16 protein-coding genes are annotated in these 13771 nt (G+C 74.2%); 9 read left to right on the top strand and 7 right to left on the bottom strand.

Annotated features, from left to right (window positions below; all coding sequences use genetic code 11):
• Positions 1-44: 44 nt before the first annotated feature.
• The 4 genes from ACFYM6_RS22535 (at position 45) to ACFYM6_RS22520 (ending at position 5038) form a co-directional block, all read left to right on the top strand.
• Entirely contained in the window at positions 45-1652 is a 1608-nt protein-coding gene (locus ACFYM6_RS22535) for an ABC-F family ATP-binding cassette domain-containing protein (protein ID WP_387278336.1), read from the top strand.
• 246 nt (positions 1653-1898) lie between these two features.
• Positions 1899-2126, top strand: a complete 228-nt coding sequence (locus ACFYM6_RS22530) for a helix-turn-helix domain-containing protein (RefSeq protein ID WP_007462679.1) — start codon at positions 1899-1901, stop codon at positions 2124-2126.
• 46 nt (positions 2127-2172) lie between these two features.
• Positions 2173-2940: an enoyl-CoA hydratase/isomerase family protein gene (locus ACFYM6_RS22525; RefSeq protein WP_387278334.1), complete on the top strand. Its 768-nt coding sequence runs from the start codon at positions 2173-2175 to the stop codon at positions 2938-2940.
• 115 nt (positions 2941-3055) lie between these two features.
• Complete coding sequence (locus tag ACFYM6_RS22520) at positions 3056-5038, top strand: ABC transporter ATP-binding protein (RefSeq protein ID WP_387278421.1); 1983 nt, start codon at positions 3056-3058, stop codon at positions 5036-5038.
• Between the two features lie 31 nt (positions 5039-5069).
• Here the strand turns inward: ACFYM6_RS22520 and mug are convergent, their stop codons facing one another.
• From mug to ACFYM6_RS22490, 6 genes are all read right to left on the bottom strand, one after another.
• Positions 5070-5570, bottom strand: coding sequence for a G/U mismatch-specific DNA glycosylase (gene mug / locus ACFYM6_RS22515; RefSeq protein WP_387278419.1), 501 nt, complete (start codon positions 5568-5570; stop codon positions 5070-5072).
• 197 nt (positions 5571-5767) lie between these two features.
• The gene (locus ACFYM6_RS22510) at positions 5768-6529 is read right to left on the bottom strand and encodes an SDR family oxidoreductase (RefSeq protein ID WP_387278332.1); all 762 of its coding nucleotides are present in this window, start codon (positions 6527-6529) and stop codon (positions 5768-5770) included.
• Between the two features lie 32 nt (positions 6530-6561).
• Entirely contained in the window at positions 6562-6996 is a 435-nt protein-coding gene (locus tag ACFYM6_RS22505) for a hypothetical protein (RefSeq protein ID WP_387278417.1), read from the bottom strand.
• 125 nt (positions 6997-7121) lie between these two features.
• Entirely contained in the window at positions 7122-7967 is an 846-nt protein-coding gene (locus ACFYM6_RS22500; protein ID WP_387278330.1) for a DUF692 family multinuclear iron-containing protein, read from the bottom strand.
• Positions 7964-8884 (bottom strand): TIGR04222 domain-containing membrane protein, encoded by a 921-nt coding sequence (locus ACFYM6_RS22495; protein WP_387278328.1) that lies wholly within the window; start codon positions 8882-8884, stop codon positions 7964-7966. The genes ACFYM6_RS22500 and ACFYM6_RS22495 overlap by 4 nt, the downstream gene beginning before the upstream one ends.
• A 106-nt stretch (positions 8885-8990) precedes the next feature.
• Positions 8991-9563: a TetR/AcrR family transcriptional regulator gene (locus tag ACFYM6_RS22490; protein ID WP_073837960.1), complete on the bottom strand. Its 573-nt coding sequence runs from the start codon at positions 9561-9563 to the stop codon at positions 8991-8993.
• Positions 9564-9668: 105 nt separating this feature from the next.
• On the opposite strand from ACFYM6_RS22490, the gene ACFYM6_RS22485 reads away from it, so the two are divergent.
• The 3 genes from ACFYM6_RS22485 (at position 9669) to ACFYM6_RS22475 (ending at position 12320) form a co-directional block, all read left to right on the top strand.
• Positions 9669-10511 carry a carbon-nitrogen hydrolase family protein gene (locus ACFYM6_RS22485; protein ID WP_387278326.1) on the top strand — a complete coding sequence of 281 codons (843 nt, stop codon included), beginning with the start codon at positions 9669-9671 and terminating at the stop codon, positions 10509-10511.
• A gap of 57 nt (positions 10512-10568) precedes the next feature.
• Positions 10569-11213: an HAD family hydrolase gene (locus ACFYM6_RS22480; protein WP_357445413.1), complete on the top strand. Its 645-nt coding sequence runs from the start codon at positions 10569-10571 to the stop codon at positions 11211-11213.
• Between the two features lie 177 nt (positions 11214-11390).
• Positions 11391-12320: an RIO1 family regulatory kinase/ATPase gene (locus ACFYM6_RS22475; RefSeq protein WP_387278323.1), complete on the top strand. Its 930-nt coding sequence runs from the start codon at positions 11391-11393 to the stop codon at positions 12318-12320.
• A gap of 105 nt (positions 12321-12425) precedes the next feature.
• Here ACFYM6_RS22475 and ACFYM6_RS22470 read toward each other — a convergent pair whose 3' ends face one another.
• Positions 12426-12674 (bottom strand): DUF2630 family protein, encoded by a 249-nt coding sequence (locus ACFYM6_RS22470; RefSeq protein WP_387278321.1) that lies wholly within the window; start codon positions 12672-12674, stop codon positions 12426-12428.
• A 366-nt stretch (positions 12675-13040) separates the two neighbouring features.
• Between ACFYM6_RS22470 and ACFYM6_RS22465 the strand changes: the two genes are divergently transcribed.
• Both ACFYM6_RS22465 and ACFYM6_RS22460 read left to right on the top strand, forming a co-directional pair.
• Positions 13041-13205, top strand: a complete 165-nt coding sequence (locus ACFYM6_RS22465) for a hypothetical protein (RefSeq protein ID WP_387278319.1) — start codon at positions 13041-13043, stop codon at positions 13203-13205.
• Positions 13206-13270: 65 nt separating this feature from the next.
• Positions 13271-13696 (top strand): roadblock/LC7 domain-containing protein, encoded by a 426-nt coding sequence (locus ACFYM6_RS22460; RefSeq protein WP_357445401.1) that lies wholly within the window; start codon positions 13271-13273, stop codon positions 13694-13696.
• Positions 13697-13771: the final 75 nt, after the last annotated feature.

Here is a 13771-nt window from a genome sequence, read left to right as displayed (position 1 = left end):
GCCCTGAGTCAGCCCTTCCGGACCCCGAGAGCGAGTACCTCGAAATGATCACTGCCACCGGCCTGGAACTGCGCGCCGGTTCCCGGATCCTGCTGTCCGACACCACGCTGCGGGTGCAGCCGGGTGACCGGATCGGCCTGGTCGGCCGTAACGGCGCCGGCAAGACGACCACGCTCAAGGTGCTGGCCGGGGAGGGGCAGCCGTACGCCGGGCAGATCGACCGGCGCAGCGCGATCGGCTACCTGCCGCAGGACCCGCGTACCGGCGACCTGGACGTGACCGGGCGGGACCGGGTGCTCTCCGCCCGCGGACTGGACGTGCTGATGGCGCAGATGAAGGAGTTGGAGGCGAAGCTCGCCGAGGGCGCCGACGACGAGCGCCTGGTCCGTCGCTACGGCGCGCTGGAGGACCAGTTCGCCTCGCTCGGCGGCTACGCGGCCGAGGCCGAGGCGGCCCGGATCTGCGCCAACCTCGGGCTGCCCGACCGGGCCCTGGCGCAGACCATCGGCACCCTCTCCGGCGGCCAGCGGCGCCGCATCGAGCTGGCCCGGATCCTGTTCCGGGACGCGGGCGAGAACGGCGGCGGCATCCTGCTGCTCGACGAGCCCACCAACCACCTGGACGCCGACTCGATCACCTGGCTGCGCGGCTTCCTGGCCAACCACAAGGGCGGCCTGATCGTGATCTCCCACGACGCCTCGCTGCTCGAGGCGGTGGTCAACAAGGTCTGGTTCCTGGACGCCACCCGCTCCGTGGTCGACGTCTACAACCTTGGCTGGAAGGCGTACCTGGAGGCGCGGGAGACCGACGAGCGGCGCCGCCGCCGGGAGCGGGCCAACGCCGAGAAGAAGGCCGGCGCGCTGATGGCCCAGGCCGACAAGATGCGGGCCAAGGCGACCAAGACGGTGGCCGCGCAGAACATGGCCCGCCGGGCCGAGAAGCTGCTGAGCGGCCTGGAGGAGGTACGCGTCGCGGACAAGGTGGCGAAGGTGCGGTTCCCCACCCCGGCGCCGTGCGGCAAGACCCCGCTCACCGCGACCGGCCTGTCCAAGTCGTACGGGTCGTTGGAGATCTTCACCGACGTCGACGTCGCGGTGGACCGCGGCTCCCGGGTGGCCATCCTCGGCCTCAACGGCGCCGGCAAGACCACCCTGCTGCGGATGCTCGGCGGCCTGCTGGAGCCGGACACCGGCGAGGTGCGCCCCGGCCACGGCCTGCGGCTCGGCTACTACGCCCAGGAGCACGAGACCTTGGACGTGGACCGGACGATCCTGGCGCACATGCGCAGCGCCGCTCCGGAGCAGAGCGACACCGACCTGCGCAAGATCCTCGGCGCGTTCCTCTTCTCCGGCGAGGACGTCGACAAGCGGGCCGGGGTGCTCTCCGGCGGCGAGAAGACCCGGCTGGCCCTGGCCACCCTGGTCTGCTCCGGCGCCAACGTGCTGCTGCTCGACGAGCCGACCAACAACCTCGATCCGGTCAGCCGGGAGCAGGTGCTCGACGCGATCGCCCGCTATCCCGGCGCGATCGTGCTGGTCACCCACGACCCCGGCGCGGTGACGGCGCTGAAGCCCGACCGCGCCATCCTGCTGCCCGACGGCGACGAGGACGCGTGGAGCGACGACCTTCTCGAACTCGTCGAACTGGCCTGATCCGAGCCCGGGGCAGCCGAGCAGATCGGTCACCCGAGGGAGCGGACGGATCGGCCGGCCGGACGGCTCACCATGATCCAGCCGGGCGGAGCCGCCTGACCGGTCAGTAGCATCACTCTATCGGGAAGCTGACATTGCATAGCGTGTCGGTTGGCGATTAGTTGATATCTGGCGCATGATCGTTCGAGGCGGTCTAATAGGTGGGACCGTATCCGAACCGCACAGTCTGGGACGTGAGGGATCAGCATGGCAGCCACCGGCACAGCCACCAGCACTGAGAAAGGTCGCCGGATCGTCGGAGCCGAGCGCCAGACGCTCGCCAAGGACCTGGTAAAGCGGTACACCTCGGGTGAGAGCATCCGTGCGCTCGCGGCCTCGACCGGCCGTTCCTACGGGTTCATTCACCGGGTGCTGACAGAGTCCGGGGTGCAGCTGCGGCAGCGTGGCGGTGCCCGGCGTCGCAAGAAGGCGTGACCCGCTCACCAGCGTCGTCCATCAGCGTTGTACTCCGGATGGTCCGATGACCTCCGCAACGACCGGAGTGCGACTCGACTGCGACGGGCCGGTTGCGACGGTGACGTTGTGCCGGCCCGACGTGCTCAACGCGCAGACCCCGGCGATGTGGCGCGCGATCAGCGACTTTTCCCGCGATCTGCCCGGCGACGTCCGGGTCGTGGTCGTACGCGGCGAGGGGCGGGCCTTCTCCACCGGTCTCGACCTGTCGTTGGCCAGTGCCTCCGGCCCGGGCTCCTTCGCTGAGCTCGCCACGCTGCCAGAGCGGGAGTGCGCGGACCGGATCGCCGATTTCCAGGCCGGCTTCACCTGGCTGCACCGCCCGGACGTGATCTCCATCGCGGCCGTGCAGGGGTACGCGATCGGCGCCGGGTTCCAGCTCGCCCTCGCCTGTGACCTGCGGGTGCTCGCCGAGGACGCCGTGCTCTCGATGGCCGAGGTGACCCTCGGCCTGGTGCCCGACCTGGCCGGCACCAAGCGCCTCCTCGATCTGGTCGGCTACTCCCGGGCCCTGGAGATCTGCGCCACCGGTCGCCGGATGGACGCCGCCGAGGCGGACCGGATCGGGCTGGCCACCCTCGTGGTGCCCACCGCCGAGCTGGACGCCACCGTGCGGGACCTGGCCGCCGGCCTGCTGGCCAACAACCGGGACGCGATCGTGGAGATCAAGGCGCTGCTCGCCGGCGCCGCCGGGCGCAGCCACGCGGAGCAGCAGCGGGCCGAGCGGGAGGCGCAGACCCGCCGACTGCGCGACCTGGCCGGGCGGGGAGAATAGGTAAGGACCGTACGGGAAGATCCGGGTTACTCACGAGGTTGTCGTAGTCGTCGGGAGAATTGACCCGACGGTCCAGGGCTGCTCGACGACCCGGAGGTGACGAGTGTCCAACCCGATGGCCGGTGGCGGCATGGGCGGCTGGAGCATGCTCCGGTCGATGCGTGACCGTGATCAGGTTTCCACCCACCAGCTCAAGCACGGCACCGCCAAGCGGATCGTCGCGTTCGCCCGGCCGTACCGGCGCGACATCGTCGTCTTCCTGCTCACCGTGGTGATCGCCGCGGTGGTCGGGGTGGCCACCCCGCTGCTCGCCGGTGACGTCATCGACGCGATCGCCGGCGGCGGCCCCGACGCGCGCTCGACGGTGGTCCGGCTCGCCCTGATCATCGCCGCGCTGGCCGTCGCCGACGCGCTCTTCTCCCTGGCCCAGCGCTGGTATTCGGCCCGGATCGGCGAGGGCATCATCCTCGACCTGCGGACCCGGGTCTACGACCACGTCCAGCGGATGCCGCTGCAGTTCTTCACCCGCACCCAGACCGGTGCGCTGGTCAGCCGGCTCAACAACGACGTGCTCGGCGCCCAGCGGGCGTTCACCTCCACCCTGTCCGGGGTGGTCAGCAACGTCATCCAGCTGGTGCTCACCGCCGCCGCGATGCTCATCCTCTCCTGGCAGATCACCCTGCTGGCGCTGGTGCTGCTGCCGATCTTCATCATCCCGGCCCGCCGGGTCGGCCGGCGGCTCGCCGAGATCACCCGCGAGTCGTACAACCTCGACGCGAAGATGAACGCGACGATGACCGAGCGGTTCGGGGTGGCCGGCGCGCTGCTGGTCAAGCTCTTCGGCTCGCCCGAGGTGGAGGCACGCCGGTTCGCCGGCCGCGCGGAGCGGGTCCGGGACATCGGCATCCAGTCCGCCATGTACTCGCGGACCTTCTTCGTGGCCATGCTGCTGGTCGCCTCCCTCGCGCAGGCCCTCACGTACGGCCTGGGCGGGTGGCTCGCCGTCACCGGCGCGGTCAGCGCCGGCACCGTGGTCAAGCTCGCGCTGCTGCTCACCCGGCTCTACGGGCCGCTCACCGCGCTCTCCAACGTCCGGGTCGACGTGATGAGCGCGCTGGTCTCCTTCGACCGCGTCTTCGAGGTGCTCGACCTGCGGCCCGGCATCGAGGAGAAGCCCGCCGCAGTGCCGGTGCCCCGGGGCAGCGGCCGGGTCGAGTTCCGGGACGTGCGGTTCCGCTACCCGAGCGCCGCCGAGGTGTCGCTGGCCTCGCTGGAAGAGGTCACCACGCTGGACCGGACGGTCAACGAGCCGGTGCTCAAGGGCGTCTCGTTCAGCGTCGAGCCCGGACAGATGGTGGCCCTGGTCGGTCCCTCCGGCGCCGGCAAGTCGACGCTGTCCATGCTGATCTCCCGGATCTACGACGTCTCCGACGGGCAGGTGCTGGTCGGCGGCGTCGACGTCCGGGACGCCACCCTCGCCTCGCTGCGCGACGAGATCGGCGTGGTCACCCAGGACTCCCACCTGTTCCACGAGACCATCCGGGAGAACCTGCGGTACGCCAAGCCGGACGCCACCGACGACGAGATCTGGGCGGCCCTGGCCGGCGCGCAGGTGGCCGACCTGGTCCGCTCCCTGCCCGACGGGCTCGACACCACGGTCGGTGAGCGCGGCTACCGCTTCTCCGGCGGCGAGAAGCAGCGCATCGCCATCGCCCGGCTGCTGCTGAAGGCCCCGTCGATCGTCATCCTCGACGAGGCCACCGCCCACCTCGACTCGGAGAGCGAGGCGGCGGTGCAGCGGGCGCTGTCCGTGGCGCTGACCGGGCGTACCGCCCTGGTGATCGCGCACCGGCTCTCCACCGTGCGGGACGCCGACCAGATCCTCGTCCTCGACGAGGGGCGGATCGTCGAGCGCGGCCGGCACGAGGAACTGGTTGCCGTGGGCGGCCTCTATGCCGAGCTCTACCGCACCCAGTTCGCGGTGGCCGACTCGCCGGCCCCGTACGCCGAGCCGGACCAGCCGGAGCCGGTGGTCACCACCGTGCCCCTCGGCACGTACGTGGCGCAGGAGGCGCTGCCGCCGGCCGCGGCCAACTAGCCGGACACTCGGCGCCGACCGGAGCGGCTGGTCAGGCGTTCGTCGCCGCATGCAGCTCGGCAAAGGCGGCGCCGAGCGTCTCCGGCGTGAAGTGCGCGTTCAACCCGCTGGGGTTGGGCAGCACCCACAGCCGGGCGCCGCCGAGTGGCTCCGGCTGCGGGCCGAAGCCGGCCTTCGGCCGCGCGAACCCCACCCGGTACGCGGTCACCCCGACCACGGCCACCCAGCGCGGCCGGTACCGCTCGACCTTGCCGGTCAGCACCTCCGCGCCGCGTACCAGCTCCTCGGCGGTCAGCTCGTCGGCGCGGGCGGTGGCCCGGGGCACCATGTTGGTGATGCCCAGGCCGAGGGCCGGCAGCGCCTCCTGCTCGCTGGGGTGCAGCTGGCGTGGGGTGAAGCCGCCCCGGTGCAGCGCCGGCCAGAACCGGTTGCCCGGCCGGGCGAAGTGCCAGCCGGTGGCCGCCGACCAGAGCCCCGGGTTGATCCCGACGAAGAGCACGTCCAGGCCGGGCGCGATCAGGTCCGGCAGCAGCTTGCCGGTGGCCGCCGCGAGCTGCTCCTTCGTCGGGCGGGGATACCGCGGTGCGGCTGGCGGCTCGGCTGTCCGACCCGGGCCGTCCCCGCCGGCGCGGGACGCCCCCGCCCGGCTCGCACCGGCCGTGCCGACCCGGGTCGCCGCCGTCCGGGCCCCGTCCGGCGGGCCCGCCCCGGACCGGCGTCGCCCTGCCGTCACAGCCCGCGCAATGCGCCGCCGTCGACCGGCACGGTCACCCCGGTCACGTAGCTGGCGGCGGGGGAGAGCAGGAACGCCGCGACCCGGCCGAACTCGGCCGGATCGCCGAGCCGGCGCAGCGGGATGTCGGCCTCCGCCTCGGCCCGGGCGCGCTCCGGGTTGCCGCTGGCCGCCAGGAGTTCCTTGTTGCGGTCGGTCATGATCCGCCCCGGTAGCAGCGAGACCACCCGTACCCCGCGCGGCCCGTACTCGTCGGCGATGTCCTTGGCCACGCCGGCCAGACCGGGGCGCAGGCCGTTGGAGATGCCGAGACCGGGCAGCGGGCTCCGCGCCGAGGTGGAGAGGACCAGCGCGATCACGCCTCCGTCGGGGAGCGCGGCGGCGACCTTACGGGCGGTGCGGACACTGCCCAGGAAGATCGTCTCGAAGGACTCCCGCCACTGTTCGTCGGTCACCCGGGCGGCGCTGCCCGGCGGGGGACCACCCACCGAAATCAGCGCCCCGTCGAGCCGGCCGAACCGCTCGCACGCCAACGCGACCAACCGCTCCGGGGCACCCGGGTCGGTCAGGTCGGCAACCAGGCCGATGGCCCGCTCCGGCCCGCCGAGTGCCTCGACCGCTGCGGTCACCCGTTCCGGGGTGCGGGCGGAGATCACCACCCGCGCCCCGTCGGCGACGAGTTGCTCGGCGGTGGCGAAGCCGAGGCCACGGGAGGCGCCGGTCAGCACGTACACCCGGTCGGCGAGTCCGAGATCCATGTGTCCGATCCTGCCGTACCCGGGACCGGCTGTCAGCGGTGGGCCGGGCGGAGCAGGCGTACCCGACCGGCGAGCTGCACCGCGACGGCGTCGCCGGCCCGGGCGACGGCCGGCAGCCGGCGGGGGCGGGGTGTGGTGTGGCCGTCGTAGCGGGTGGCTGCCTCGCGGCTGGCCAGCTCCTCCGCGCCCAGCGCCGGCAGCCTGCCGTGGTCGCGCAGTTCCCGGGCCAGGTCCCAGCCGTCGCGCAGCGACCCGTTGGTCGGCCGGCCGGCCGCCCATTCGGCGAACGTGGCCGACCAGCCGGCGCCGAGGCCGGCGGCGAGCAGCGGCCAGTGCCGGGCCACGTCGCCCGCGCGTTTGCGCAGCAGGGCCCGGCGGGCCGCCGCCACCGGCCCGGGGGCGAACCCGGGCGGCAGCGGCCCACCGGCGACCAGCGCCGCGACCAGCTCCGCCTGTCGCGCGGCCAGGCCCTCGCCCGAATCGGCCGGGGCGGCACCGGGCGCGGGCGGCGGCCCGGCCGGGGGAGCGGCGGGTGGCGTCGCGCCCGGGGCGGCCGGATCCGCCCCGGCGGCGCGGTCGCGGCGGGTGCGGGTCATGTGACCACCGGGTACCCGGAGGCGGCGGCGAGCGCGTCCAGCTCGCCGCGCAGCTCGGCGGCGGGCGGGTAGTGGCCGTCGCGTTCCAGCAGCAGCGCCGGGGGCCGGTGCCGGGCGCACAGCTCACCGACCAGATCGAGCACCTCGACGGGGACGGGGTCGGTGTGCGTGTCGTGGTAGAAGCCGCCCTGCTCGGCGCCGCCGGCCACGTGGACGTAGGCGACCCGGTCCAGCGGCAGCCGGTCCAGCAGCGCGCGGGGGTCGCCGCCCCGGTTACGGGCGTTGGCGTGCACGTTGGCGAGGTCGAGCAGCAGCAGCGCCCCGGTGGCGTCGAGGATCTCGGTGAGGAAGTCGGCCTCGTCCAGCTCGTCGTCCGGCCAGTCGAAGAGCGCGGCGATCGGCTCGAGGGCGAGCGGCACCGGCAGCTCGGCCTGCGCCCGCCGCACGTTCGCCACCACCGCGGCGACCGCCTCCCGGCTGCGCGGCAGCGGCAGCAGGTGACCGGCCTCCAGACCGCCGGCCCGGACGAACGCGATGTGCTCGCTGACCAGCGGGGCGTTCACCGCCGCGGCCAGTCCGGCCAGGTGCGCCAGCCGGGCCGGGTCGACCGGTTCCGCACCGCCGAGGGAGAGCTTCACCCCGTGGGGTACGACGGTGACCCCGCGCTCGCACAGCTCGGCGAGGCCGTCGGGGAGCGGGCCGGCCGGGTTGACCGTCTCCGCCACCACCTCGACGAAGCGCAGCCCGGGCAGGCCGGCCACGAATCCGGCGATCTCCGGTCGCCACCCGACGCCGACCCCGTACGGCCCGGTCGGGGTGGGGGCCGGCGAGGCGCCGGTCATCCGCCGCACCCGCCGCCACCGCATCCGCCGCCGCCCCCGCAGGAGCTGCCCCCGCCGCACGAGCTGCTGCCGCCGCAGGAACTGCCCGAGCTGCCCGAGCCAGCGCCGCTCGCGCCGAGCGCCTGGCGCTGGATCTCGGCCTGGTCGGCGAAGCCCGGATCCATGGCCCAGATGGTGGCGGTGCCGAACAGCGCCACGCCCATCGCCGCGGCGGACGGGCCGTACGTGGCGTACGCGGGTGCGGCGGAGGGCCGCAGCCAGGTGTGCCGGTTGCGCAGCTCGTGGAGAGCCCGGTCGGCGGCCCGGGTCCGCCGGGGCGCCCGGGCGAGCAGCAGGAAGGCGATGAACAGCGGCACCAGGCTGAGCAGGAGGAAGCCGGCCGGCCGGCCGTTGGACAGGCCGACGAACGCCCGGATCACCCCGAGCGCCAGGAGGGCGGCGATCAGCATCGGCCCGCGCCGCAGCGCGTTCCGCTGCTCCGGTCCGAGCGTCAGGCCGCGCTGCTGGAGGCCGTCGCGGAGCTGCTCCAGGGCGCGGGTGACCCACTCGTCGTGGCGTAGCTCCCGGGAGTGCACGCCGCGCGCGGCGGCGTTGAAGATGGCCTGGTCGAGCGGGGTGACCCCGGCCGGCAGCGAGCCGGCGGTGGTGAGCCGCCGGTCGGGGGTCACGGTCACCACGCCGGCGTGGCGCAGCCCGCCGAGCGCCGTCCAGACCGCCAGCTGGTCGCCGCCGTTGAGGTACGCGGCCTGTTGCGGCCCGAGCTGCGCGGCGCCCCCGTCGACCGGAGTGCCGGCCAGGGCGCGGAACCGGTGCACCAGGGTCCCCACGACCAGCACGGCCGCGGCGAGGAGGTACCAGCGCAGGAAGACGGGGCCGGGGATGCCCCAGGTATCGCCCGGTGCGGCGAGGACGGTCATCTCTCTGCTCCTGTCGCGAGGGGGTCGCGGCCCATTGTGGAGCAGACCCGCCAGGGGGCATCCGGCCCGTCGACCGAGTTACCGGACCGAGATGCGGCGCGGGCGGTCAGTGGCGGCGGACCGCCTCCTCGACCAGGTCGAGCACCCGCCCCAGGTCGCCGGCCGGGCGGCCCATCGCCAGGTGCAGCACCAACCCGTCGTACGCCAGCTCCAGGAACTGGGCCAGCACGTCGATCGGCACGTCGTCGCGGAGCACCCCCGCCTCCCGCTGGCGGAGCAGGCGTTCCCGGGTGGCCTCGGCGATCGCCGCCGAGCGCTCCGCCCAGCGCTTGGCGAACGCCGGGTCGGTACGCAGCCGCCGGGAGACCTCCAGCTGGCTGCCGAGCCAGCCGGTGGTGTCCGGGGAGACCGCCCGGGCCAGCAGGTCCCGCATCACCTGGACCAGGCCGTTGCGGGCGACCGTCTCCACCATGACCGCCGCGTCGTCCTCGGCGACGGCGAGGAAGAGCGAGTCCTTGTCGCGGAAGTGGTGGAAGATGGCGCCGCGGGACAGCCCGGTGGCCTCCTCCAGGCGGCGGACCGTGGCACCCTCGTAGCCGTGCCGGGCGAAACAGGCGCGCGCGGCGGCGAGGATCTCCTGCCGGCGCGCGTCGAGCTGGTCCTGGCTTACTCTGGGCACGCACCGATCGTCCCAGGTGGGCCCCGCCGATGCAAACCGTACGTACGGCTTGAGATGCGCCTGCGCATGATCAGTCCGGGGTCCCGCCCCGGTTAGGATCGGCCCATGACCGCGCCCGCCCACCCGCTGACCGTGGCCGCCGTGCAGGCCGAGCCGGTTCCCGGCGACGTCGCCGGCAACGCCGCCACCGCCGCCCGCCTCGTCGGCCGGGCCGCCGGCGCCCGGATCGTCGTGCTGCCGGAGCTGTTCCTGCCCGCGTACCACCCGCCGACCCTCGCGGCCGACCCGGCCGGCACCCACGTGGTGGCCGACGCGGACGGCCGGGTCGACGACCCGCGGCTCGACCCGCTGCGGCAGGCCGCCCGGGACGGCGGGACGACCGTGGTGGTCGGGGCGGCGGTCCGGCACCCCGACGGGCGGCGCACCATCTCCTCGCTGGTGGTCGACCCGGCCGGCGCGGTGCGGGCGGCGTACGACAAGCAGCAGCTCTGGGGCGGCGAACGCGAGCTGTTCGACCCCGGCCGGCGCGGCGCCACCCTGCTGGTCGACGACTGGCGGTTCGGTCTCGGCATCTGCTACGACGGCTGCTTCCCGGAGCACGGCCGGGCCGCCGCCGCCGACGACGCGCACGGCTACCTCTGCCCGAGCGGCTACCTGGCCGGCTCGGAGCACCGTCGCGATCTCTACTACGCCGCCCGGGCCCTGGACAACACCATGTACGTGGTCTTCGCCAACGCGGTCGACGGTGCCGACCCGTGGCGGTTCAACGGCGGTGCCGCGGTGTACGACCCGGAGGGCCGACCCCTCGCCCGGGGCGCGGACACGGGGTCGGACGTGCTGGTGGCCACCCTCGACCCGGCCGCGCTGGCGGCCACCCGCGCCGCGCACACCATGCTCACCGACCGCCCCGCCGACCAGGGGCTTCCGCGGGTGGCCCTGCGCGCCTGACAAGGCGCGGTCGCCGGGCCCTGTCGGCCGGACACCTTGGTCCCGTAAGGTCTCCGCGTGCCGTTGCTCCTGCTCGATCTGGACAACACCGTGCTGGACCGGGATGGGCCGTTCCGCGCCTGGGGTAAGCGCTTCCTGGACGGCATCGGCGCCCCGCCCACCGACCTCGACTGGCTGGTCTCCGTCGACGCGGACGGACTGACCGACCGGTGGGACGTCGCCGACGCCATCCGCGACCGGTACGAGCTGCGGATCCCCTCCATCGACCTGGTCGAGGAGCTGCACGAGGGGGTGGTGGCCCACACCCGGCTGGACCCGCTGGTCGCCTGCGCGCTGCGGATCGCCGACGACGCCGGCTGGGTGCCGGTGGTGGTCACCAACGGTGCGGTACGCCAGCAGGACGCGAAGATCCGCCGCACCGGCCTGGACCGGTACGTCGCCGACTGGGTGATCTCCGAGGAGGCCGGGGTCAGCAAGCCCAACCCGAGGATCTTCGCGCTCGCCGCCCAGCGGGCCCGGATGCCGCTGCGCGGCGCCTGGGTGGTCGGGGACAGCCCGGAGGCGGACATCGGCGGGGCGACCTCGGTCGGCCTGCCCAGCGTCTGGCTGCACCGCGGCCGCCGCTGGTCGGACAACCGGTTCGCCCCCACCCGCACGGTGGACGGGCTGATCGCCGCGGTGGCCGCCGTACTGGCCGGCTGACCGCCGTCACCCGCACGGCGTAAATCGGTTGACCCGCCCGCGTCCGGTGGTGAGCATGGTGCCGCGCGAGGGCGCAGCCGGGCGGTGCCCGGTCGAGGAGAGGAGGTCGGTCATGGCCGTCTTTGCAGGGTCGTCCCACCTGCCTCCACCAGCCTCGATCGAAGGATCAACCCACCCGTGCGTGATAACGACTTCCCGGCGCCGCAGCGCCGTGGCCGCGGCAAGAGCCGCTTCGACGACGACGAACCGTACTTCCTGAAGCGGGGCCGGCACGCCGAGCCGGCCCTCGCCGAACCCGAGGACGAGCCCGACCCCGAGGATCGCTGGTCCTCCTGGGACGAGGCCGTGCACGGGCCCGAGCCGCATCCCGCGTGGCTGGTCACCGAGCTGGCCGCGAAGGACACCGAACTCGGCGTGCTGAAGACCGGCAAGGAGGCGGACGTCCATCTGGTCCGCCGTGCCGTGCCGGGCACCGACCGCTCCTGCCTGCTGGCGGCCAAGCGCTACCGGGACGCCCAGCACCGGCTCTTCCACCGCGATGCCGGCTATCTGGAGGGGCGCCGGGTCCGGCGGTCCCGGGAGAACCGGGCGATGGCCGGGCGGACCGCGTTCGGCCGGCAGATGATCGCCGGGCAGTGGGCGGCGGCCGAGTTCGCCGCCCTGGCCCGGCTCTGGGAGATCGGCGCCGCCTCCGGGCGGATCGCCGTGCCGTACCCGGTCCAGCTGCTGGGCACCGAACTGATGCTGGAGTTCGTCGGGGACGCCGAGGAGGGGCAGGCCGCGCCGCGGCTGGCCCAGCTCCGTGCCGAGGGCGCCGAGCTGCGCGACCTGTGGGAGCAACTGGTCGACGCCCTGGTCGTGCTGGCCCGGGCCGGCTGCGCGCACGGCGACCTGTCCCCGTACAACCTGCTGGTGCACCGGGGCCGGCTGGTCATGATCGACCTGCCGCAGGTGGTCGACGTGGTGGCCAACCCGCAGGGGCCGGAGTTCCTGGCCCGGGACGTCCGGGTGGTCGGCACCTGGTTCACCGCCCGGGGCCTGCCCGCCGCGGACACCGATCCGGTCGAGTTGACCGAGTTGCTGCTGCGGGAGGCGGGGATCCGCTGAGCGCGCCGCGTCCCGGGCGGGTGCTGTCCCGCCCGGGACGCCGGTGCGTGGTCCGTCGGTCCGGCCGCCGGCGCTGCCACCGCCAGGCGCCGCCGGGACCGCCGGTCACTGGAGGTAGCGCTCGACCTCCGGGACCGGGCGTGCGCCCTGGGCCTCCGGGTCACCGTGCGCCTGGCGGGCCGCCCGGCGGCGGCGCAGCAGGTCCCAGCACTGGTCGAGGGACTCCTCCAGGGCCCGCAGCCGCTCCCGGGCCGTGTCGTCGGTGCCGGCCTCGTTCTCCTGCGCGGCCGCGCGCAGCCGGTGCTCCTCGTCGACGAGTTCGGAGATCCGGTTCAGGATGGTCTTGTCGTCCATGCCCCGAAGCTTGGCACAGGGGGCGGTGCCGCGCCCGGGTTCTCCTCGCTGCGCGCCGCCGAGCCGGCTCCCAGCGCCATGATCAGGTTCGCTTGAGTGAAGGTCCGGACGCTGCTAGCGTGCGCCGGTGTCGATCGGATGGGTCGATGTACGCCATCGGGCACGTGACCGAATGGCCCGCCAGGATGGTGTGATGGGTTCCCGTAGTAGGAGTCTCCTTACCAGGTTGTTCGCCCTGCTCGTGTCGCCGGCCGCGCCTCGGGCCTGCCCCGGCCCGGCTGAGACGGCGTCGACCTGCTCGGCGTCCGGGCATCCGGGGACGACGCGGTGAACGTGACGCAGGCGCCGGCGGGACCGCGGCCTAGCGTGTCCGGACTGCCGGCGGGTGACCGGGAGCGACTGCCGGCGCGGCTGTCGCCGGCCGTCCGCACGGGACGGAGCACGGTGGACGCGCCGGTGACGGTCGCCCGCCAGACCGAGACCGGCGCGGTGGGCCGTCGGCCGGGCATCGCGCACGAGCAGGCGACCTGACGAGGACGCCGAACCGGCGCATCCCAGACGAGCACGGCACACCAGCAGGGGAAAGAGGACGACGAGTGGGGCAGCAGACGGCTTCGAGCGCGGATCTGACGTGGCTGCTGGATGACCTGGTCGGCCGGGTCAAGCAGGCGGAACATGCCGTGGCGCTCTCCACCGACGGCCTGTTGATGGCCGCCTCCCGGGGGCTGAGCCGGGACGACGGCGAGCACCTGGCGGCGATGGCGGCCGGCATCCAGAGCCTGGCCCGGGGCGCGGGCAAGCGCTTCGGCGGCGGCCAGGTGCAGCAGACGATCATCGAGATGCAGTCGTCGTTCCTTTTCGTCACGGCGGCCGGGCGCAACGCCTGCCTGGCCGTGCTGGCCGCCGAGGACGCCGACGTCGGCCTGATCGCGTACGAGATGGCGATGCTGGTCACCCGGGTGGGCCGGTTCGTCGCCACGCCGACCCGGGAACCGGCCACCGGGGAGAGCCCGGCGCGATGACCGGCCGGACCGCAGCCGACTGACGAGTCCCCGTACGACGCCGACGGGCCCCTCCCCGCACGTGCGGGAAGGGGC

It is taken from the genome of Micromonospora sp. NPDC006431 (genome assembly GCF_042870725.1).
GTDB lineage: Bacteria > Actinomycetota > Actinomycetes > Mycobacteriales > Micromonosporaceae > Micromonospora.
This window is presented reverse-complemented; position numbering and strand designations above follow the sequence as displayed.

Coding starts and splice junctions, on each gene's coding strand:
- ACFYM6_RS22525 (WP_387278334.1), top strand. CDS start 2,173: ATGACCTCCGCAACGACCGGAGTGCGACTCGACTGCGACGGGCCGGTT.
- ACFYM6_RS22510 (WP_387278332.1), bottom strand. CDS start 6,529: ATGGATCTCGGACTCGCCGACCGGGTGTACGTGCTGACCGGCGCCTCC.
- ACFYM6_RS22500 (WP_387278330.1), bottom strand. CDS start 7,967: ATGACCGGCGCCTCGCCGGCCCCCACCCCGACCGGGCCGTACGGGGTC.
- ACFYM6_RS22530 (WP_007462679.1), top strand. CDS start 1,899: ATGGCAGCCACCGGCACAGCCACCAGCACTGAGAAAGGTCGCCGGATC.
- ACFYM6_RS22485 (WP_387278326.1), top strand. CDS start 9,669: ATGACCGCGCCCGCCCACCCGCTGACCGTGGCCGCCGTGCAGGCCGAG.
- ACFYM6_RS22470 (WP_387278321.1), bottom strand. CDS start 12,674: ATGGACGACAAGACCATCCTGAACCGGATCTCCGAACTCGTCGACGAG.
- ACFYM6_RS22520 (WP_387278421.1), top strand. CDS start 3,056: ATGGCCGGTGGCGGCATGGGCGGCTGGAGCATGCTCCGGTCGATGCGT.
- ACFYM6_RS22495 (WP_387278328.1), bottom strand. CDS start 8,884: ATGACCGTCCTCGCCGCACCGGGCGATACCTGGGGCATCCCCGGCCCC.
- ACFYM6_RS22535 (WP_387278336.1), top strand. CDS start 45: ATGATCACTGCCACCGGCCTGGAACTGCGCGCCGGTTCCCGGATCCTG.